Annotated in this window: 17 protein-coding genes and 1 tRNA gene; 11 read left to right on the top strand and 7 right to left on the bottom strand. The window is 69.9% G+C overall.

Annotated features, from left to right (window positions below; genetic code table 11):
* Window positions 1-233: 233 nt before the first annotated feature.
* Window positions 234-2,762 carry an AAA family ATPase gene (locus I3F58_RS04035; protein WP_240106774.1) on the top strand — a complete coding sequence of 843 codons (2,529 nt, stop codon included), beginning with the start codon at window positions 234-236 and terminating at the stop codon, window positions 2,760-2,762.
* A 228-nt stretch (window positions 2,763-2,990) separates the two neighbouring features.
* A complete protein-coding gene (locus I3F58_RS04040; protein WP_240106775.1) occupies window positions 2,991-3,689 on the top strand; it encodes a hypothetical protein in 699 nt (232 codons plus the stop codon).
* A gap of 213 nt (window positions 3,690-3,902) precedes the next feature.
* Here I3F58_RS04040 and I3F58_RS29565 read toward each other — a convergent pair whose 3' ends face one another.
* Entirely contained in the window at window positions 3,903-4,214 is a 312-nt protein-coding gene (locus tag I3F58_RS29565) for a helix-turn-helix domain-containing protein (RefSeq protein WP_240106776.1), read from the bottom strand.
* Window positions 4,215-4,325: 111 nt separating this feature from the next.
* Between I3F58_RS29565 and I3F58_RS04050 the strand changes: the two genes are divergently transcribed.
* Entirely contained in the window at window positions 4,326-5,237 is a 912-nt protein-coding gene (locus tag I3F58_RS04050; protein ID WP_240106777.1) for a hypothetical protein, read from the top strand.
* Window positions 5,238-6,962 carry a hypothetical protein gene (locus I3F58_RS04055; RefSeq protein ID WP_240106778.1) on the top strand — a complete coding sequence of 575 codons (1,725 nt, stop codon included), beginning with the start codon at window positions 5,238-5,240 and terminating at the stop codon, window positions 6,960-6,962.
* A 211-nt stretch (window positions 6,963-7,173) separates the two neighbouring features.
* On the opposite strand, the gene I3F58_RS04060 is transcribed toward I3F58_RS04055, so the two are convergent.
* Window positions 7,174-7,257 (bottom strand) — tRNA-Leu (locus I3F58_RS04060).
* Between the two features lie 475 nt (window positions 7,258-7,732).
* Here I3F58_RS04060 and I3F58_RS04065 point away from each other — a divergent pair.
* The 6 genes from I3F58_RS04065 (at window position 7,733) to pknB (ending at window position 16,029) form a co-directional block, all read left to right on the top strand.
* Window positions 7,733-8,641 (top strand): DUF3662 and FHA domain-containing protein, encoded by a 909-nt coding sequence (locus I3F58_RS04065; RefSeq protein ID WP_240106779.1) that lies wholly within the window; start codon window positions 7,733-7,735, stop codon window positions 8,639-8,641.
* Between the two features lie 10 nt (window positions 8,642-8,651).
* Window positions 8,652-9,143: an FHA domain-containing protein gene (locus I3F58_RS04070; protein ID WP_240106780.1), complete on the top strand. Its 492-nt coding sequence runs from the start codon at window positions 8,652-8,654 to the stop codon at window positions 9,141-9,143.
* Between the two features lie 137 nt (window positions 9,144-9,280).
* The gene (locus I3F58_RS04075) at window positions 9,281-10,822 is read left to right on the top strand and encodes a Stp1/IreP family PP2C-type Ser/Thr phosphatase (RefSeq protein ID WP_240106896.1); all 1,542 of its coding nucleotides are present in this window, start codon (window positions 9,281-9,283) and stop codon (window positions 10,820-10,822) included.
* Window positions 10,823-10,850: 28 nt separating this feature from the next.
* Window positions 10,851-12,281 (top strand): FtsW/RodA/SpoVE family cell cycle protein, encoded by a 1,431-nt coding sequence (locus I3F58_RS04080; RefSeq protein ID WP_240106781.1) that lies wholly within the window; start codon window positions 10,851-10,853, stop codon window positions 12,279-12,281.
* On the top strand, window positions 12,278-13,735 hold the full coding sequence (locus I3F58_RS04085; RefSeq protein WP_240106782.1) for a penicillin-binding protein 2: 1,458 nt from the start codon (window positions 12,278-12,280) through the stop codon (window positions 13,733-13,735). Before I3F58_RS04080 ends, I3F58_RS04085 begins: the two co-directional genes overlap by 4 nt.
* A 236-nt stretch (window positions 13,736-13,971) precedes the next feature.
* On the top strand, window positions 13,972-16,029 hold the full coding sequence (gene pknB, locus I3F58_RS04090; RefSeq protein WP_240106783.1) for a Stk1 family PASTA domain-containing Ser/Thr kinase: 2,058 nt from the start codon (window positions 13,972-13,974) through the stop codon (window positions 16,027-16,029).
* Window positions 16,030-16,150: 121 nt separating this feature from the next.
* Here pknB and I3F58_RS04095 read toward each other — a convergent pair whose 3' ends face one another.
* From I3F58_RS04095 to I3F58_RS04115, 5 genes are all read right to left on the bottom strand, one after another.
* On the bottom strand, window positions 16,151-16,837 hold the full coding sequence (locus I3F58_RS04095) for a class E sortase (protein WP_240106784.1): 687 nt from the start codon (window positions 16,835-16,837) through the stop codon (window positions 16,151-16,153).
* A gap of 59 nt (window positions 16,838-16,896) precedes the next feature.
* Complete coding sequence (locus I3F58_RS04100) at window positions 16,897-18,186, bottom strand: class E sortase (RefSeq protein WP_240106785.1); 1,290 nt, start codon at window positions 18,184-18,186, stop codon at window positions 16,897-16,899.
* Window positions 18,187-18,212: 26 nt separating this feature from the next.
* Window positions 18,213-18,851 carry an aminodeoxychorismate/anthranilate synthase component II gene (locus tag I3F58_RS04105; protein ID WP_240106786.1) on the bottom strand — a complete coding sequence of 213 codons (639 nt, stop codon included), beginning with the start codon at window positions 18,849-18,851 and terminating at the stop codon, window positions 18,213-18,215.
* Entirely contained in the window at window positions 18,848-19,009 is a 162-nt protein-coding gene (locus I3F58_RS04110) for a hypothetical protein (protein ID WP_240106787.1), read from the bottom strand. The genes I3F58_RS04105 and I3F58_RS04110 overlap by 4 nt, the downstream gene beginning before the upstream one ends.
* A 124-nt stretch (window positions 19,010-19,133) precedes the next feature.
* Entirely contained in the window at window positions 19,134-19,901 is a 768-nt protein-coding gene (locus I3F58_RS04115; protein WP_240106788.1) for a DUF881 domain-containing protein, read from the bottom strand.
* Window positions 19,902-20,045: 144 nt separating this feature from the next.
* Between I3F58_RS04115 and crgA the strand changes: the two genes are divergently transcribed.
* Window positions 20,046-20,303, top strand: a complete 258-nt coding sequence (gene crgA / locus I3F58_RS04120; RefSeq protein WP_240106789.1) for a cell division protein CrgA — start codon at window positions 20,046-20,048, stop codon at window positions 20,301-20,303.
* Window positions 20,304-20,434: the final 131 nt, after the last annotated feature.

Raw genomic sequence — 20,434 nt, forward strand, 5'->3', positions numbered from 1 at the left:
ATATCACCTCGGGTGTTCCATCCGGGTGGTGTGGGGCAGGATCTGCCCGTCAGGGCGTTCAGTGAACTGGATGCCGAGGCGGCCCGAGTCGGCTTCCTCCGGCTCCAGTTCACTGAACGCCACGGCTGGCCGGTCCGAGCGGGGCCGAGGAGCGCTCGCGTCGTGGTGTGAACACGACGGGGGCGCGGCTCGGTGCGGCTCGGACCGGCCCCGTATCCGGACCGAGGGTGCCAATGAACGCGGTGTGGCCGGACTGGTTGGGCGTGGGTGACCGGGTCCGCCTCGACGGGCGGGCGTATACCGTCACCGGTGTGTACGGCCGGGTCCTGACGCTGACGGACGGAGTGGGAGGCGAGCGGCACGCGGACGTGGTGACGCTGCTGCGAAGCCGGGGATTCTCGGTGCTGGACCAGGCGGCGCAAGCACCCGTGCCCGGCCCGCCCCGGCCCGAGGGTGACGCCGCCGAACGGGCCCGCTGGTGGCTTCCCCACATCGTCGAGGTCCTGACCGGGCTGCCCCCTGGGGCCCCGCCGGGTGCGCGGCCGAGGCCCGAGTTCGATCCGGCACGGCGCACGCTGGGCGAGCGGGAGGAAGCGAAGTCCGAGGAACTGCGGCAAGCAGGGATACGAGGAGCGTCCGCCCGCACCGTCCGGCGCAAGCGGCAGCGGTACGAGGCGGAAGGGCCGACCGGACTGGCGGACGGCCGGGCGGGGCGACGCGAGGAGCTCGGCGCGAGGTGGGATCCACGCCTTGTGGACGCGGTGCGCCAGGTGGTGGCGGAGTCACCCGGGGATCGGCCGGGGATCGAGGCAGTCCGTCGCCGGGTCGGACAGATCCTCGCGGCGGAGGCTGGTTCAGGGGGCCTGACGCTGCCGTCGCGGACGACCTTCCATCGCCTGTACACGGAGTTGGATGCCGCGGGCCTGATCGCCAGTCCGGAGCAATGGCCAGGACGACAGGTCGTCGTGGACGCCGTGCGGCTTCCCCCGCTGCCGCTCCCGCACGGCGAGCGGCGGGACCTGGAGGTGGTGTTCGTCCTGGACGTCGACACCGAGGTGCTTCTGACCGCCGTCGTACGCGAGAGTGCACGGCCCGTGGACGGGGCCGCGCTGCTGGCCCGGATCTGGATGCCCCCGGACCGGCGAGTGAACTGGCTCTGCGAGCACGAAGCCCCGGCTCCGGACGGACTGCACGCCGGGCATGCGCTGCCCCCGCTCGTCCGGCCGCAGACCTTGTTCTGGGACCGGGCGCCCGGTTTCCCCCGGCTGGCGGACGCGTGCCGCCGTCATGGTGTTCTCGTGCGCGCGGCGCCCGGTTCGCTTCTGTATCCGCGACGCCGCGCCGAGGTCGCGGCCCGGCAGCTGGCCTCACAGTTCGGCACCTGGTTGCGGTCCGTGCAGGGCGACCAGGCCCGGGACGCCGGGTGGCCCGTGGTCATGGTGCAGGACCTGCTCGACGCGTGGACCCAAGAGGAATGGAATCACGGCGAACTCCATCGTCAGGCCCCCGAGTTCGCTATGCCGGAGTGTGCGCGCAGCAGGGCGCACAGGTACGCGGTACTCACCGCCCGGGCGGGCTGGGTCGCCGCGCCTCCCTCCCCGCAGGCGTTCGCCGGCCTGCTGCCCGGCGGGCGTCGGCGCGTGACCGCGACCGGTCTGCACGTGCACGGGCACCACTACAACAGCCCTGGCCTGGACGCGCTGCGCGGCCAGCAACCAGTCGAGGTACGCCGGGACCCGCACGACACCCGGCAGGTGTGGGCTCGCACGGCGCAGGACTCGTGGGTCGCCGTGCCCGCCACCGCGCCCGCGCCTCTGCTGCCGCTGAGCAAGTGTGCCGATCCCCTTCCTCCGTCCTCATCCGTCGGTTCTCCCTTCATCGCCCAGACCCCGCCGCTGGAACCGGGTACGACACCCTCCGCCAGGGCGCTGGACCAGGCGCGCATCGAGTACCACGCCCGGCTCCCTCTCCCGACCCCCGATGTCGAGGCCACGGTCCGCCGGGCCGAGGAACTGGTGCTGCTCAACGAGCACACCTCCGGGGCTCGCCGTGGCCTCGTGGTGACCGGTGAATCCGGCACAGGCAAGACCACGGCGCTGCTGGCGCTCGGCCGGAGCTACACGGCGAGGACACAGCTCCCCACCGGCAGCACCCGCCTGCCGGTCGTCTATGTCCGGGTGCCGCCGGCCACGACCCCACGCGTGTTCCTGGCGGAACTGGCCCGGCAGGCCGCGGTCCCGGTCCGCGAGCGGGCCGGGATGGCGGTTCTGGCCCGGGAGACGAGCGAGGCACTGGCCCGGCTGGGGACGGGGCTGGTCCTGGTGGACGAGTTCGAGTACCTCCACACAGCGAGGGGCTCGGCCACCCCGTTGTCCGACACCGTGGACTACCTGTGCGATCGGATTCCGGCCACCTTCGTGTTCGCCGGCCACACGGCTGCCCTGCCCGGCCTCGGCCCCAGCCGCCGTCTGCTGCACCTGACGCTGGCCCCGATGCGGTACGACCAGGCCTGGACTGATTACCTGGCGCGGGCGGAATCGGCCCTCCGGCTGCGCAGGCACACGATGGGTACTCTCCCGGGCCTCGCCGGTCATCTGCACCGGCTCACCGGCGGCCGGGCCGACCGCTTGGGCTACCTCCTGCGCAGTGGGGCCGTGCGTGCCATCCGGGACGGCACCGAGCACCTCACCCGCGCACTGCTCGACGACCTCGCCGCTCCCTGGCGATACACAGCGCCACCGAAACAGGGCATGACCCCCTGAGGGCCATCTGTACCGGGACGGCGACAGCCCGTGTGGTCGCGTTGGCCATCTACCCAGAACTCCCCGAGGAAACCACAAGCCAGCGAACCCGATTTCATCGCCAATTCATTCGAGCAACGAATATGCAACCAGGACAAAACGGCACAACGATTCCCTTGTCCATCGGATGCTGCTGCCAGTCGTGAAGAAGGCAGGACATATATGGCTTCCTGCCTCTACCGTGGCGCCATGTCCTTTCAGGTGACTGAGCAGGTCATCCCGGATGATTCTCCGGACGCCCTCGAACGGTGGGCCCGGAAGTTCGACGCGGCGCTGAAGGAGTGCGACGCCGGTATCGACGAGGCTGAGCAGTCGCTGCGACTGCTCAGGGAGCGTCGCATGCGGCTCGCCTCGGGGCGGGAGGAAGTCTGGGCGGCCGTGACGACAGCACGGTCCGCGCTGAAGACCGCTCACGAGACGTTCGGTCCGCGGCAGGACGGCTCAGGCGCCTCAACGGCCGGCCAGCCGGGCCCCCAGCTCAAGATCGTCCCGCCGGACCCTCCGCCGCACGCCGCGTCGCCGCACACGGACCCCTCTGAACCGGAGCGTGATGCAGCCCCCGGCCCTCACCCCCCGCCCCAGGAGGCCACCCCCGCCGACGATACGGGCCTGCCGTCCGACATGCAGGACGACGCCCCCGCCGAGGTGATCGTCCGGGGCGCCCGGATGAAGCAGATCCTCACGGTGATGGCCCAGCGGCCCGACACCAATTGGGGCACTGGTGATGTCGCCGAGCTCCTCGGTGTCAGCGAGAGTGACGGCGCCGCCCGCCGTGCGCTGCGCGAGAACCTCCGCAACCTCGCCCGGCGCGGCGCCCTGGAACGGGTGACCGTCGAAGGCGACTTCCACACCTACTACCGGCCCCTCATGAACTGGAGATTCGCCTGACATAGGCACCTGTGGGCAATCATCGCCGCAGGTGCACTCGTACAACTTAATAACCGCCGCCGCGTAGGACGGCCCAGGGTTGCCCCCCTGGGTCTGCGGCGGCGGTCATAGCCCGCTAAGGCCGTTTCCGACACTACCCGGCTCCGCCCGGGTGTGTACGGCATTCGGCCATTCCGCCCTGCCTCTTTCGAGGAGCCGAATGCCCATGCGATTTCATCGCGGTGGATTGCCCGGTTCACGTCCGGGCCACAGGTCCACGTCGAGCGCCTTCTCCAAAGTCGCGATCGTCAGCAGGTCGGGCCACACCTGTCCGGCGAGCACGCGCGTGACGGTCAGCCGGTCGACACCCGTCAGCCTGGCCACCTCCACCATCGACCAGCCGTTCGCGTCGACAACTTTCCGCAGCCGCGCGGCGACTTCCTGGGCGACCCGCGCCCCGTGGTGGTCATCGAGCACAGCGCCCGGCCAGGTGCCCTCGAGGACGTACCCGACGGGCCTGCGGCTGCGCTTGTCTCCTTGTGGCACGGCAAAGAGTCTCGCCCATACGGACCTCCCGGGATGACGGCGGCCGCCACTCTCACCGAATGTTATTGGAATATCACCCCGCCCGGGGTCTATTCCTGGTGGAGAGTCACGATGGATGCGATCGAGCAGTACCGGCCCAAGCTCCCCAGCCCCGTCTGGGAGCGGATCGGCGCGGACTGCCGTCGCGCGGTCGCCAAGGCCAAGCCCGGCACGCCGAAACAGGCCCGTGACTGGCTCGGCGCCCTGGCGTACGCCGCCGCTCACGCGGACGCCTGCGGACAGCCCACGAAAGCCGAGCAGTTGCTCACCCGTGAGGCGATCGAGTGGTACCTGGCGACCGGCTACCTGCACGCCGAGAAGTCGTCCCGTTCCAACCGCCGCTGCCGCCTCAACAAGCTCCGCCTCGCCCTGCTCGGCCCCGACCTGATCACCGGTACTCCGGCCTCGTACACCGGCTCCGATCCCTCCCGCCCCTACACCAAGCCGGAGCAGGCCCTGCTGTACGCCTCCGCCCGCGTCCAGCCCACCGACGAACTGCGCTACGGCTCTCTGACCCTGCTCGCCCTCGGCCTCGGCTGCGGCCTGGACTCACCCGAGATCATCCCGCTGCGCACCCACGACATCCGCGAAGCGCCCAACGGCGCGGTCGCCGTCTCGGTCCGCGGACGGCGCAAGCGGATCGTGCTGTGCCGCAACGCCTGGGCGCCGGTCCTCACCGAGGCCACCGCCTGGGCCTGTCTCCCCGGCCAGGCCCGCTACCTCTTCCGCCCCGCGAGCCACGCCCGGGGCACGAACACCGTCACCAACTTCCTCGCCCGTACCAAGCGCACCCCCGGCACACCGGCCCTGGTGATGGGCCGGACCCGCGCCACCTGGCTCGTCGACGCCGTCGAGGCCCGCATGTACCTGCCCACGCTGATGGCCGCCGCCGGCCTGACCACCCTGCGCTCGATCGACCGGATCCTGCCCTACGTCCGCAACCTCCCGCCCGACCAGGCCGCCGCCATGCTCAGGGAGCTGTAGATGACCAGCAGTCTCGACCGCGAGGATCACCTCGCCAAGCTCCGTACCCGCCGCCTGCCCGTTCCCGACGCCGAGGTGCACGAGGTACTGGCCGCGCTGGACGACTCCGGTCTCGTCTCCGAGGTCGAACCCCTCGTCGCCCAGTCCACCGGCCGCAAGCGGACACTCACCGTGCGGGCGCTGTTCCTGGGCATGTGGCTGGCCGCCGCGCGCAACGCCGGCACGGTGACCCTGACCTCGGTGGCGAACCTGCTCTTCTTCGCCCTGTCCGACGAGGTGCGCGAGCAGCTCGGCATCTCCCGCTATGCCGACCACTTCCGGGGCTTCGAAGCCGGGTACCACGTCGTCCGCCGCCTCTTCCACCGCATCGAGGAAGCCGTGGATCCCTCGCCGCTGCCCAAGAACCACCGCCTGGACCGCGAGCTCGTAGCCCGCCTCCTCGGCGAGGCAGACCCCGACGAGCTCGCCGGCAGGCGCTCGCTCATGCTGCGGGTCGCCAACCGGATCCTCTCCATGTCCCTCCTCGACGCCCACCCTCTGCTGGAAGGCCGCTGGAACGGGTCGGCCGCCCTGGACGCCACCGTCATCGGCACGTACGCGAAAGGCCTGTCCTCCGACAGCCCGGTCACGGCGAGCGACCCCGACGCCGGCTGGTACGTCCGCACCACCAAACACAAAGACCCCCTCCTGACAGACGCACCAACACAGGAGCGCATCAAGAAGCGCCTGTACGGCTACGACGCGTGTCTCGTCGTCGCACGCGACCCCGACCACGACGGCACACCGCTGCCCGACGGCTCGGCCAACCCCGACGTCGTCCCGTCCCTGGTCGTCGCGTTCTCCCTCGACAAGCCCAGCCACCGCCCCGCTGAAGTCGCCCTCGAAGCCCTCCAGCAGGTCGATCCCCGCTACCCCCGCGGCTACCTCGCCGGCGACCGCCTCTACCCCGACCAGAAACCGGACAAGTTCCAGCTCCCCATCCGCGCCGTGGGCTACCAGCCCGTCTACGACTACGCCAAGGACCAGCTCGGCGTGCAGGCCCAGTTCGCCGGGGCAGAACTCGTCGAGGGCAACTGGTACTGCCCCTCCATGCCCCAGCCCCTCAAGGACGCCAGCAAGGACCTCGTCGCCAAGAAGATCGACAAGCAGACCTGGATCAACCGGATCCGGCAGCGCACCACCTACCTCTTCATGCCCAAGCAGCGCGCTGACGCCGAGGGCCACCGCCGCATGATGTGCCCCGCCGAGGCCAACCGCACCCAGTGCCCTCTCAAGCCCTACACCCTCGGCCGGGGCATCCACCTGCCCCTCATCGACCCCGCTCCCAGCCCCGTCGGCTCGCCCACCGCCTGCACCCAGCGCACCATCACCCTCCCGCCCGAGGCCGGCGCCCAGCTCTGGCAGCCCCTCCAGTACGGCACCGCGGAATGGCAGCGCGTCTACTTCCGGCTCCGCAACGCCATCGAGGGCATGAACGGCTTCGGCAAGGACCCCCTCTACGAGTGCCTCGAGTCCGGCGGCACCCGCCGCATCCGCGGCATCGCCGCCCAGGCCATCCTGCTGGCCTTCCAGCTCGCCCACGCCAACAAACGCAAGCTCGCCACCTGGGCCGGCAGCATCGCGCTCCACGGCAACCGCCCCCACCGCCGCCCCACCCGCCGTCGCAAGACCAAACCCCTGGGCACCTGGACCCCCGAGGGGTACCTCACCGAGACGACCGCGTGAGAGGGGTCATACCCCAGCAAGCCAGCTGAAGGTCAACAACCGAAGACCCAGAACACGACTGCCCGGCGGCTCCCCAGCCGCCGGGCAGTCACGCGTGCAAGCCGCGCCACACCCCACCTGACCAGTAGGGAAAGCGAAACGGTCGGCATCGTGATCACGATGCCGACCGTTTCGTCGGTGCTACGAGGACACTTTCGTCGGTGTCCCCTCGTGCGCGAGGGGGGAGTTGAACCCCCACGCCCTTGCGGGCACTGGAACCTGAATCCAGCGCGTCTGCCTATTCCGCCACCCGCGCATCTGGGTGTCGTAACCTTCGGCCTCCACCGTTTTGGTGCGACCGCCTGGCGACATCTGAAGATTAGCACGCCATCGGGGATGGATTCACATCCGTTGTTTCGAGGGCCCGGCAGACGCACAAGGAGGTAGAGGAGACGCCCGCCGTCCCCGGCGGCGACGGTACCGAGGGGCACCCCCCGAGGCATCGGGGCCGCCGAGTCGGGCACGGAACCGCGGGGACACAGAGGACGAGCGGGACAGAGGAAGAGGAAGGGGGACAGCGGAACAGCCCCCGCCCGGAACCCCCGACCCCCGTCCCTCCGAGGTATCCGGAAGGTGCGGGACACTGTCCACAGGGCGCCTCTACGATCCGTGTGGGAGATGTGAGAGGTGACACTCATCCACAGGGCAGAGAAGGGGAACCAGCCGATTTCCCGACGCGTGGATACGATCAGTAAGCAGTACCAGGGCGGCAACGACGGAGGAGGTGCCCGATGGGAGTCCTGAAGAGGTTCGAGCAGCGTCTCGAAGGCCTGGTCAACGGCACCTTCGCCAAGGTCTTCAAGTCCGAGGTCCAGCCGGTCGAGATCGCCGGCGCCCTCCAGCGCGAGTGTGACAACAACGCGACGATCTGGAACCGGGACCGCACGGTCGTCCCCAACGACTTCATCGTCGAGCTGAGCACCCCCGACTACGAGCGCCTCAGCCCCTACTCCGGGCAGCTCGGGGACGAGCTGGCCGGACTGGTCCGGGACTACGCGAAGCAGCAGCGGTACACCTTCATGGGCCCCATCAAGGTCCACCTGGAGAAGGCCGACGATCTCGACACCGGCCTGTACCGGGTCCGCAGCCGCACCCTCGCGTCCAGCTCCTCCGCGGACGCCCAGCCCGCCGACGGCTCCCCCGGCGCGGGCGCGCAGGGCCCCCAGGGCCCGGGAGGCCCCACCGCCCCGCCGCCCGGCCAGGGCGGCCGTCCCGGCGGCTACGGCTACCCTCCGGCCGGCGCTCCGCCGATGCCGCCCGCGCCCCCGCCGGGCGCCGGCCCGGCCCCCGGCCAGCACCGTCCGGGCGCGTCCTCGGCGCACCGTCCGCCGGGCTCCACCGGCCAGGTGCCGGGCGCCCAGGTGCGCCGCTGGATCGAGATCAACGGCACCCGGCACCAGATCTCCCGCCCCACCCTGGTCCTGGGCCGCAGCACGGACGCCGACGTGCGGATCGACGATCCGGGAGTATCCCGCCGCCACTGCGAGATCCGGACCGGAACGCCCTCGACGATCCAGGATCTCGGGTCCACCAACGGCATCGTGGTGGACGGACAGCAGACCACTCACGCTACGCTCCGCGACGGCTCGCGGATCGTCGTGGGCAGCACCACCATCATTTACCGGCAAGCCGAAGGGTGAAGCGGGGGCAATGTCAGAGCTGACCCTCACGGTCATGCGGTTGGGTTTCCTCGCCGTACTGTGGCTGTTCGTCATCGTGGCCGTCCAGGTCATCCGCAGCGACCTGTTCGGTACACGGGTCACGCAGCGCGGCGCGCGCCGGGAGAGCGCCCGCCCCCGCTCCGAAGGCCGCCAGAGCGCCCCGCCGCAGCAGCGGCAGCGGCGCGGCGCCCCCACGAAGCTGGTCGTCTCCGAGGGCACGCTCACCGGCACGACGGTCGCCCTCCAGGGCCAGACGATCACGCTGGGCCGGGCGCACGACTCCACGATCGTGCTGGACGACGACTACGCCTCCAGCCGGCATGCCAGGATCTATCCGGACCACGACGGTCAGTGGATCGTCGAGGACCTGGGGTCCACCAACGGCACGTACCTCGACCGGACTCGACTCACCACGCCGACCCCGATTCCGCTGGGTGCGCCGATCCGCATCGGCAAGACCGTCATCGAGCTGCGGAAGTAGTGCTACATCATGAATAGGCGCGAGCGGAGCGAGCGAGCCGCAGCGGTCCCCGCGGACCGGGCGGGGCTCCCGACCGGAGGGTGGGCAGTGTGGCTCGACCAGACCGGCTGTACCCCGAGCCGACGGGTGAGGTGCGCATGAGTCTGTCACTGCGCTTCGCCGCCGGGTCTCACAAAGGAATGATCCGCGAGGGCAACGAGGACTCCGGCTACGCCGGACCCCGGCTGCTCGCCATCGCGGACGGCATGGGCGGGCAGGCCGCCGGCGAAGTCGCCTCCTCCGAGGTGATCTCCACCCTCGTCACGCTCGACGACGACATTCCCGGCTCCGACATCCTCACCTCGCTCGGCACGGCGGTGCAGCGGGCCAACGACCAGCTCCGCATGATGGTCGAGGAGGACCCGCAGCTGGAGGGCATGGGCACCACGCTCACCGCCCTGCTGTGGACCGGCCAGCGCCTCGGCCTCGTCCATGTCGGAGACTCCCGTGCGTACCTCCTCCGCGACGGCGTCCTCACTCAGATCACCCAGGACCACACCTGGGTGCAGCGGCTGGTCGACGAGGGCCGTATCACCGAGGAAGAGGCCACCACCCACCCGCAGCGCTCGCTCCTCATGCGCGCGCTCGGCAGCGGTGACCACGTCGAGCCGGACCTGTCGATCCGCGAGGTCCGGGCCGGCGACCGCTATCTGGTCTGCTCCGACGGCCTGTCCGGAGTCGTCTCCCACCAGACGATGGAGGAGACCCTCGCCAGTTACCAGGGGCCCCAGGAGACCGTCCAGGAGCTGATCCAGCTCGCCCTGCGCGGCGGCGGCCCGGACAACATCACCGTGATCATCGCGGACGTCCTGGACGTCGACGGCGGCGACACCCTCGCCGGACAGCTCAGCGACGCCCCGGTGATCGTCGGCGCCGTGGCCGAGAACCAGCAGCAGCTCAACGACGGCGGGGCCATGCAGACCCCCGCCGGACGGGCCGCCGGGCTGGGCCGCCAGGCCCCGCAGCCGCCCCCCGGGGGCTTCGGCCCGCCCGGCAGCGGCGAGGACATCGACTACGGCGGCATGCCCCCGGAGAACGACTCCCACGGCGCGTACCGGGACGAGGATCTCGCCAAGCCCCGCAAGAAAGGCGGCTGGTTCAAGCGGATCTTCCTGATGGTGCTGGTCCTCGCCCTGCTCGGCGGGGGCGGGTACGCCGGCTGGCGCTGGACCCAGACCCAGTACTACGTGGGTGCCAACAAGGGCCATGTCGCCCTCTACCGGGGCATCAGCCAGGACCTGATGTGGGTCTCGCTGTCGGAGGTCGAGAAGGACCACCCCGACATCGAACTCAAGTACCTCCCCTCGTACTACCAGAAGCAGGTCGAGGACACGATCGCCGGCGGCAGCCTCGCCAAGGCGGAGGCCAAGATCAAGGAGCTGGGCGTCCAGGCCAGTGCCTGCCGCAAGCGCGCGGAGGCCCGCGAGGCCGCCGAGCAGTCGGCCGCCGCCCCGCCCCCCGCCGCCTCCCCGGCCCCGTCCTCCTCCCCGTCCGGGGAGCAGAAGCCCGAGGGGGAACAGCAGGACGGCGAGAAGACCGACGCCAAGCCCACGACCACGCCCACCGCGGCCACTCCCTCCCCGGGTCCCACCCTCACGGAGGAGGAGAAGCGGGCGGCCTCGAACTGCGGCAAGCAGTAAGCACCCGTAGGGGGGCCTTTCCACCACCATGAGCGTTGTCACCAACACGACCACCATCGGCGCGATCGACGCACCGAGCCGCCGCAACACCGAGCTGCTGCTCCTCGCGTTCGCCGTCGCCATCCCGGTCCTCGCGTACCTGAACGTCGGCCTCGCCATCGACGGCGAGGTGCCCGCCGGCATGCTCGGCTACGGCATCGGCCTCGGACTGCTCGCCGGAATCGCCCACCTGCTGGTACGGCGCTTCGCGAAGTACGCCGACCCGCTGCTGCTGCCGCTGGCGACCCTGCTCAACGGGCTGGGCCTGGTGCTGATCTGGAGACTCGACCAGTCGCCGCGGATCCAGGCCCAGTACGCCACGTTCAGCCCGGACGCGCCCAAGCAGCTGATGTACTCCGCGATCGGTATCGCGATGTTCCTGGCCGTGCTGGTGTTCCTCAAGGACCACCGGGTGCTCCAGCGCTACACGTACATCTCGATGATGGTGGCGATCGTCCTGCTGCTCCTGCCGATCGTCCCGGGCCTCGGCACGGACAGCTTCGGCGCCAAGATCTGGATCAACATCGCGGGCTTCTCCGTCCAGCCGGGAGAGTTCGCCAAGATCGTGCTCGCGGTCTTCTTCTCCGGATATCTGATGGTGAAGCGTGACGCGCTCGCCCTGGCCAGCCGCCGCTTCATGGGCCTCTACCTGCCCCGGGGCCGCGACCTCGGCCCGATCATCACCATCTGGGCGCTCAGCCTGCTGATCCTGGTCTTCGAGAACGACCTCGGTTCGTCACTGCTGTTCTTCGGCATGTTCGTGATCGTGCTGTACGTGGCGACCGAGCGGACCAGCTGGATCGTCATGGGTCTGCTGATGGCCGTGGGCGGCGCGGTCGTGGTCGGTTCGACCGCGACCCACGTCAAGTCCCGTGTCGCCGCCTGGCTCGATCCGTTCGAATGCCTGAAGACCGCGCCCGAGGGCACCAACATGGCCTGGGCCTGTGACCAGATGACACAGGTCCAGATGGCGTTCGGTTCCGGTGGCACCATCGGCACCGGCCTCGGCCAGGGCAACTCCGACCTCGTCGGCTTCGCCGCCAACTCCGACTTCATCTTCGCCACCGTCGGAGAGGAGCTGGGCCTGGCCGGTGTCATGGCCTTCCTCCTCCTGTACGGCCTGATCGTCGAGCGCGGTCTGCGCACCGCGCTCGCTGCCCGCGACCCGTTCGGCAAGCTGCTCGCCTGCGGCCTGTCCGGCGCCTTCGCGCTCCAGATCTTCGTCGTCGCCGGCGGTGTGATGGGCCTCATCCCGCTGACCGGTATGACCATGCCGTTCCTCGCGTACGGCGGCTCGTCCGTCATCGCGAACTGGGCGCTCATCGCGATCCTGCTGCGGATCAGCGACACCGCGCGCCGTCCGGCCCCCGCACCCGCCCCGAACCCCGACGCCGAGATGACCCAGGTGGTCCGACAGTGAACAAGCCCCTGCGCCATATCGCGATCTTCTGCGGCCTGCTGGTGCTCGCGCTGCTCCTCCGGGACAACTGGCTCCAGTTCGTCCGCAGTGACGAGCTGAACTCCCACAAGGACAACAAGCGCACGGCCATCGAGCGGTACAGCTACCCCCGCGGCAACATCATCGTGGAGGACAAGCCCATCACGGGGTCCGTCGAGAGCGACGACTCGATGTACAAGTACCGGCGCACCTACGTGAACGGCCCCATGTGGGCGCCCGTCACCGGGTACGCCTCCAGCGTCTTCGGCTCGGACAAGCTGGAGTCCATCTACGACCCCATCCTCACCGGCAACGACGACCGGCTGTTCTTCGACCGCACCCTCGCCATGTTCACCGGCGAGACCAAGCAGGGCGGCAACGTCGTCACGACCCTCAACGGCGCCGCCCAGAAGGCCGCCTACGAGGGGCTCGGCAAGAAGAAGGGCGCCGTCGCGGCCATCGACCCGCAGACCGGGAAGATCCTGGCGCTGGCCTCCACCCCCTCGTACGACCCGGGCACCATCGCGGGCCGCACGAAGGCCGACGGCGAGGCATGGAACAAGCTGGAGAAGGACCCCGACAAGCCGAGGAACAACCGCGTACTGCGCGAGATCTACCCCCCTGGCTCCACGTTCAAGGTGGTCACGGCCGCCGCGGCCATCGAGGCCGGCATCGTCAAGGACATCGAAGCCAAGACGGACACCCCCGAGCCGTACATGATCCCGCTGTCCCGGACGCCGATGAAGAACCACGCCCGGGGCTGCGAGAACGCCACGCTGCAGTACGCGATGCAGTGGTCCTGCAACTCCGTCTTCGCGAAGCTCGGTGACGAGGTCGGCCGGGACAAGATGGTCGAGATGTCCGAGAAGTTCGGTTTCAACTCGGAGGTCTTCACCCCGGTCCGCGCGGTCGCCTCCGTGTACGACAAGAACATGGACCGCGGCGGCAACGCCCAGTCCGCCATCGGCCAGTTCAACACCGCGACCACCCCGCTCCAGATGGCCATGGTCACCGCCGCCATCGCCAACGACGGCAAGCTGATGAAGCCGTACATGGTGGACCGCCTGGTGACCCCGAGCCTCGACGTGCTCGAAGGTTTCGAGCCCGAGGAGATGAGCCGGCCGATGTCCGCCGAGACCGCGCAGCTCGTGCAGAAGATGATGGAGGTCACGGTCGAGGAGGGCACCGGCACCAAGGCCCGCATCCCCGGCGTCAAGGTCGGCGGCAAGACCGGCACCGCCCAGCACGGCGAGAAGAACAAGGCCCGCCCCTACGCCTGGTTCATCTCGTACGCGAAGACCGACAGCGGCTCCCCGGTCGCCGTGGCCGTCATCGTCGAGGACTCCGACGCCACCCGTGAGGACATCAGCGGCGGCGGCCAGGCCGCGCCCATCGCCCGCGCGGTGATGAAGGCGGTGCTCGACAGCAAGCAGTGACCCGCACCACGCCGAACGGACACCCGCCGGACCGACGCCGGAGACGTGACATGCGCGACACCGCATGACGTCCGTGAAGCCCCCGCGATGCCCCTGGCGACTGTGTACCGGTCCCGTATCAGCTTCCGGTCACGAAGTGATCAGCCACCCGCGGCCGGTAGCCTTTGCCCGAACAGCACACCGCCGGACCACACAGACGGGTGCGGTCGGGACTGACGGAGAGGGCTGGAACAGTTATGGAAGAGCCGCGTCGCCTCGGCGGCCGGTACGAGCTGGGCTCGGTGCTCGGCCGTGGTGGCATGGCCGAGGTCTACCTCGCCCACGACACCCGGCTCGGCCGCACCGTCGCCGTGAAGACGCTGCGGGTCGACCTGGCCCGGGACCCGTCCTTCCAGGCCCGGTTCCGCCGTGAGGCCCAGTCCGCCGCCTCGCTCAACCACCCGGCGATCGTCGCCGTGTACGACACCGGCGAGGACTACGTCGACGGGGTCTCCATCCCGTACATCGTGATGGAGTACGTCGACGGCTCCACCCTGCGTGAGCTGCTCCACTCCGGGCGCAAGCTGCTCCCCGAGCGCACGCTGGAGATGACCGTCGGCATCCTCCAGGCCCTGGAGTACTCGCACCGCGCCGGCATCGTCCACCGCGACATCAAGCCGGCGAACGTCATGCTGACGCGGACCGGCCAGGTCAAGGTCATGGACTTCGGCATCGCGCGCGCGATGGGCGACGCCGGGATGACCATGACACAGACGGCGGCCGTGATCGGCACCGCCCAGTACCTCTCCCCGGAGCAGGCCAAGGGCGAGACCGTCGACGCCCGCTCCGACCTGTACTCCACCGGCTGTCTGCTGTACGAGCTGCTGACCGTGCGCCCGCCGTTCATCGGGGACTCACCGGTCGCGGTCGCCTACCAGCATGTACGGGAGGAGCCGCAGCCGCCCAGTTCCTTCGACCCCGAGATCACGCCCGAGATGGACGCGATCGTACTGAAGGCCCTGGTCAAGGACCCGGACTACCGGTACCAGTCGGCCGACGAGATGCGCGCCGACATCGAGGCGTGCCTGGAGGGCCGCCAGCCGGTCGCCGCGACCGCCGCGATGGGGGCCATGGGCGCCCCCGGCGGCTACGGCTACCCGCACCCGGACCAGCCGACGGCCGCGATGCACCAGGCCGACCCGGCCGCGCAGACGTCGATGCTGCCGCCCATGAACCCGGACGACGGCGGCTTCGGCTACGACGACCGGGGCGCCGGACGCCGCCGTCCGCCGCAGAAGAAGTCCAGCCTCTCCACGGTCCTGCTGGCCGTGGCGGGCATCCTGGTGCTCGTCGGCGCCGTCCTGATCGGACGGTCGATCTTCGCGCCCGACAACGGCCCGCGTGAGGTCGTGATCCCCAACCTGGTGGGCCAGACCATGGAGCAGGCCCGGAAGTCGGCGGAGAACGCCAGCGTCACGCTCAAGGACGGGGGCACGGAGCGCTGCGAGGACCAGCCGAAGGGCTCCATCTGCCGCCAGCAGCCGGAGGCCGACGGCAGCACCAAGGTCGAGGAGAACACCCCGATCGAGGTGTGGGTGTCCGAAGGCGCCCCGATGGTCAAGGTACCGAGCGTTCTCCAGCAGGACGAGGACCTGGCGAGCACCAACCTCAAGAACGAGGGCTTCAAGGTCACCGTGGAGCGGGAGGAGTCCGACAAGACCGAGGGCTCCGTCATCCGCCAGAGCCCGGACGGGAACACGGAGGCCGAGAAGGGCAGCGAGGTCACGATCACCATCGCCACGCAGGCCAAGGTGCCCGTGCCGAACGTGGTCACCCAGCAGTTCGACACCGCCAAGGCCCAGCTTGAGGGCCTGAAGTTCAATGTCCTCCGCGACGAGGTGGACAACGACCAGCCGGCCGGCACGGTCATCGAGCAGTCGCCGGCCGGCGGCGAGCAGGCCGCGAAGGGCAGCAACGTCACCCTGAAGGTCTCCAAGGGCCCCCAGGTGCAGAAGGTGCAGGTGCCGGCCCTGAAGGGCAGGCTGCTGTCCCAGGCCCAGCAGGAGGCCGGCGCACGCGGACTCCAGCTGGCGATCGTCGAGGGGCCGAACGACCCGAACGCCCTCGTCGTCGACCAGGACCCCAAGGCGGGCAAGCGGATCGACCCGGGCACCCCGGTCGAAATCAAGACCCGCAGCCTGACCGGTGGCGACAACCGGGGCACCGGTGACGACGGCAGCAACGACGGGGGCAACCAGGGCGGCCTGTTCGGCTTCGGCACCCCGGAGACAGAGGTCCGGACCGAGGAGGAGTGAGCGGCTGACGCCCTCAGAACCCACAGGAAGGGCCCGGGAACCGCGCAAGGTTCCCGGGCCCTTCCTCGTACCGTACGAAGCCCCGCAGCGCCCGAGGCCCCGTACCGCCCGGACTTCTCCTTCAGCCGCGCAGCTCCGCGGGCTTCGTGCGGTCCTTGTCGACCTTCTCCGTGCGCTCCAGCTCGCCCCAGACGATGTAGCGGTGCTTGGAGGTGAGGACCGGGGTGCAGGTCGTCAGGGTGATGTAGCGGCCCGCCTTGGTCTTGCCGGACTGCTTCGGGACCGGGTTCAGGACCTCCACGTTGTACTTCGAGGTCTCCGGAAGGGTCTTGTACACCTTGTAGATGTACCAGGTGTCCTTCGTCTCGAAGACGATCGAGTCACCGAACTTCAGCTTGTCGATGTCGTGGAACTTCGCGCCGTGCCCGTCGCGGTGGGCGGCCAGCGTGAAGTTGCCCTTCTCGTCCTGCGGCAGCGCCGACTTGACGGGGTCCGTGTAATAGCCGGCGACGCCGTCGTTGAGCACCTTCTCGTCGGTGCCCTCCTTGACCAGCACCTCACCGTTGTCCATGGCCGGGACGTGCAGGAAGCCGATGCCGTCCCGGGTGTCCAGCGCGCCGGGTCCCGTGTCGGTCTCCGTCCAGCGCTGCCGGACCGCGTCGCTCTGCTTGCCGGCCTCCCGGTCCGCGAGGACGTTGGTCCACCACAGCGAGTAGGCGACGAACAGGCCCATCAGCACGCCCACAGTGATCAGCAGTTCTCCGAAGACGCTGACGACGGCTGCGATCCGGTTGCGCACACGTGCCACTGCTCTGCTACTTCCCGTCTTGAGGTCCCAGGCCGGGCCCACCGGCCCGACGGCGTGCGTCAGCCTGCCAGAGCCTTCGGCTCGCCCTTGTCCCGGGGCTGTTCCTCGACCAGCTTGCCCCACACGATCATGCGGTACGTGCTCGTGAACTCCGGGGTGCAGGTGGTCAGCGTGATGTACCGGCCGGGTTCCGTGAAACCGGACCCGTCGGGCACCGGTTTGAGCACCGAGACGTTGGAGGGCGGGGTCTGCGGCAGGATGCTCGCCATCTCGTAGACGTAGTACCGGTCCCGGGTCTCGACGACGATGGGGTCGCCGGGCCGGAGCTGGTTGATGTAGCGGAACGGCTCGCCGTGGGTGTTGCGGTGGCCGGCGACCGCGAAGTTGCCCTCCTTGTCGGACGGCATGGCCGTCTTGAGGGTTCCTTCCCCGTAGTGGCCGACCATGCCCTTGTCGAGGACCCGCTCCTTGTCGATGCCCTCCGCGACGGGCACGACCACGTCGAGCTTCGGGATGTGGAGGATGGCGAAGCCCTGCCCCGGCGCGAAGGCCTTCTGCTCCTTGCCGTCGCCGTTGGCCCAGTTCTCGGTGATGCGGTCCTTCTCCTTGCCTGCCTCCAGACCGGCCTGCACGTTCGTCCACACCAGTTGGTAGACGACGAACAGCAGCATCAGTACGCCGAAGGTGATGAAGATCTCGCCCACCGCCCGGCTGGCGATGACCCCGAAGCCGTCCTTCGCGGCACGCGCGGCCCGGCGGGCCTCCAGCCGCGTCATCGGCGCCTCCGACGCGGACCCGGCCGAGGCGGCGGCGGAGACGGGCATGGGGACGTTGCGGCGGCGGCCACCGGACTTGGCGGCACGCCGCCGCTCGGCCCGGCCCCCGACCGACGGCTCGGGCCCGTACGGCTCGGCCTCGCCGGCCGCGGGCTGTCCGTCTGCTATTCGCGGCGGCTCCACCACGGGCATCGGGACCGTGCCGTCATGCCGGACCGGCACCTCCGTCGCGTAGCCACTCCCGCCGTACGTCGTCTCCGTTCCGTACGTCTCCGAGGGATACGGCTCTGCGGGATACGGCTCCGGCCGGTACGTCTCCGTCCCCCCGTGCCCCTCCGGCTGGTACGGCTGCGGGGGGTACGGCTCCGCCACCGGCGCGGGCCCGTACGGCTGCTGGTACTGCTGGTGCCCTTGCGGGGCCGCGTACGGGTCGTACGGCTGCGGCTCGGGCGGCTGGGGCGGGGGCGCGGTCTGGGGCGTCCCGTACCCGTCGTCCCCCTCCTGGCCCTCGTACCCCCTCTGGCCCCCGGACGGCTCCCGCCCCCCGTACGGCTCCTGAGGCGTCTCGGGCATGTTCGATGCCCGGAACCAGGGCGAGGTCACGCGACGGCCTTGCCCACCACCGGCGCGAGGCCCGTCGAACGGCCGACCGCACCGGTGTCGCCGCAGTGCTCCAGCCAGTTGGCGAGCATCAGGTGACCGTGCTCGGTGAGCACGGACTCCGGGTGGAACTGGACGCCCTCCACGGCGTGTACACGGTGGCGCAGCCCCATGATGATCCCGTCCTCCGTGCGCGCCGTGACCTCCAGGACGTCCGGCAGCGCGGCCGGCTCGGCGGCCAGCGAGTGGTAGCGGGTCGCGGTGAACGGCGAGGGCAGACCGGCGAAGACGCCCTTGCCCTCGTGGACGACCGGCGACGTCTTGCCGTGCAGCAGCTCGGGGGCGCGGTCCACGACGCCGCCGTACGCGACGGCCATCGACTGCATGCCGAGGCAGACACCGAAGACCGGGACGCCCGTGGCGGCGCAGTGGCGCACCATGTCGACACAGACACCGGCTTGTTCGGGGGCGCCGGGGCCGGGCGACAGCAGCACACCGTCGAAGCCGTCCTGGGCGTGGCCCGGTTCGACCTCGTCGTTGCGGCGGACCTCGCACTCGGCACCGAGCTGGTAGAGGTACTGGACCAGGTTGAAGACGAAGCTGTCGTAGTTGTCGACGACGAGGATGCGTGCGCTCACTGACCGTCCACCGTCACATCGTTGAACGGAAGCAGGGGTTCCGCCCAGGGGAACACGTATTGGAAGAGCAGATAGACGACCCCGAGGATCAGCAGGAGCGAGAGAAGCGCCCGCACCCATGCGTTTCCTGGGAGATGCCGCCAGATCCAGCCGTACATGACGTCCGCTGGTCCTTCCTTCGAATGCCCTTCGATACCGCACCAGAGTACGGCCCGTTCCCCCTGTCCTGGGGAACCTGTGGAAAGCCTGTGACGCACCACGCGGACGTATGCCGCGGATGCCCTACGCGACCGGCGTCGCGTAGTGGAGGTCCAGGGTGCCGGAATAGCCGGGCAGAGTGGTCGCGCCGCGTTCGTCGACCTTCCAGCCCAGTCCGTACGCCTTCACGTAGAGCAGGTAGTTCTGGATCGCCGGTGACTCGTCGAGCGCCTTGCGCAGTTTCTTCGCGTCGCCGACGGCGGTGACCTCGTACGGCGGGGAGTAGACCCGCCCCTGGAGCAGCAGGGTGTTGCCGACGCAGCGCACCGCGCTGGTGGAGATCAGCCGCTGGTCCATGACCTTGATCCCCTTGGCGCCCCCCGCCCACAGGGCGTTCACGACGGCCTGCAGGTCCTGCTGGTGGATGACCAGGTCGTCGGCGCGGGGTTCCGGGTAGCCGGGGGCGGCCCGGGCGTCCTGCGGGGCGTCCTTGAGGGTGACGGTGAGGCCCTGTCCGCTGACCTCCGTCGTGCCCGCGGCCCTCTCCAGGGCGCCGAGCCGGGCGTCCTCGGCGGCGCTGGACCCGGCGTCGCGGCGGGCCAGGGCGTCGACCTCGTCCCGTACGGCGGCGGTCGACTCCTCCAGTTCGCCGTTCCGGTCGCTGCGCTGGCGCACCAGGTCGGAGAGGCGCAGCAGGGAGTCGTCCGTGCGGATGTTGGTGCCCTTGGCGGTGTTGAAGCTGGTGACGAAGAGCAGGCCCGCGAGCGCGAAGACGGCAGCGGTGAGCAGCCGTACCGGCCGCCAGCGTCGGTGCCGGACCGGCTCCGTGGGCGAGTCGGCGGAATTGCTCAACGTACCCTTATCTCCTTAGGCGTCGTCGAAGCACTACGCTAACGGACGCCCGGGCGGGCAGCAGCCCTTCGCTCTCCGCCCCGGTACCAGTTGAAGCCCAACGTTCCTGCGCGGTCACGCAGCGCATCGACAGGAGAGTCCCTCGTGCCGAAGTCACGGATCCGCAAGAAGGCCGACTACACGCCGCCGCCCGCCGCCAAGCAGGCGACCACGATCAAGCTGACTCAGCGCAGCTGGGTCGCTCCGGTGATGCTGGCGCTCTTCGCGATCGGGCTGGCCTGGATCGTCGTCTTCTATGTCACCGACGGAAGGCTGCCCGTCGAGTCGCTGGGCAACTGGAACATCGTGGTGGGCTTCGGCTTCATCGCGGGCGGGTTCGCCGTCTCCACCCAGTGGAAGTAGCCGCGAGCGCCACGGACGCGTAGCCGGTGGAGGGCTGCGACGTCAAGCCCTCCACCGAGTTATCCACAGCGTTGTGCACAGCCGTGGAAAAGGTCAGACGATCTGTGGATAACTTGCATCAGGTTGACGCC

This window comes from Streptomyces sp. MUM 203J (assembly GCF_022414595.1).
Classification (GTDB): Bacteria; Actinomycetota; Actinomycetes; order Streptomycetales; family Streptomycetaceae; genus Streptomyces.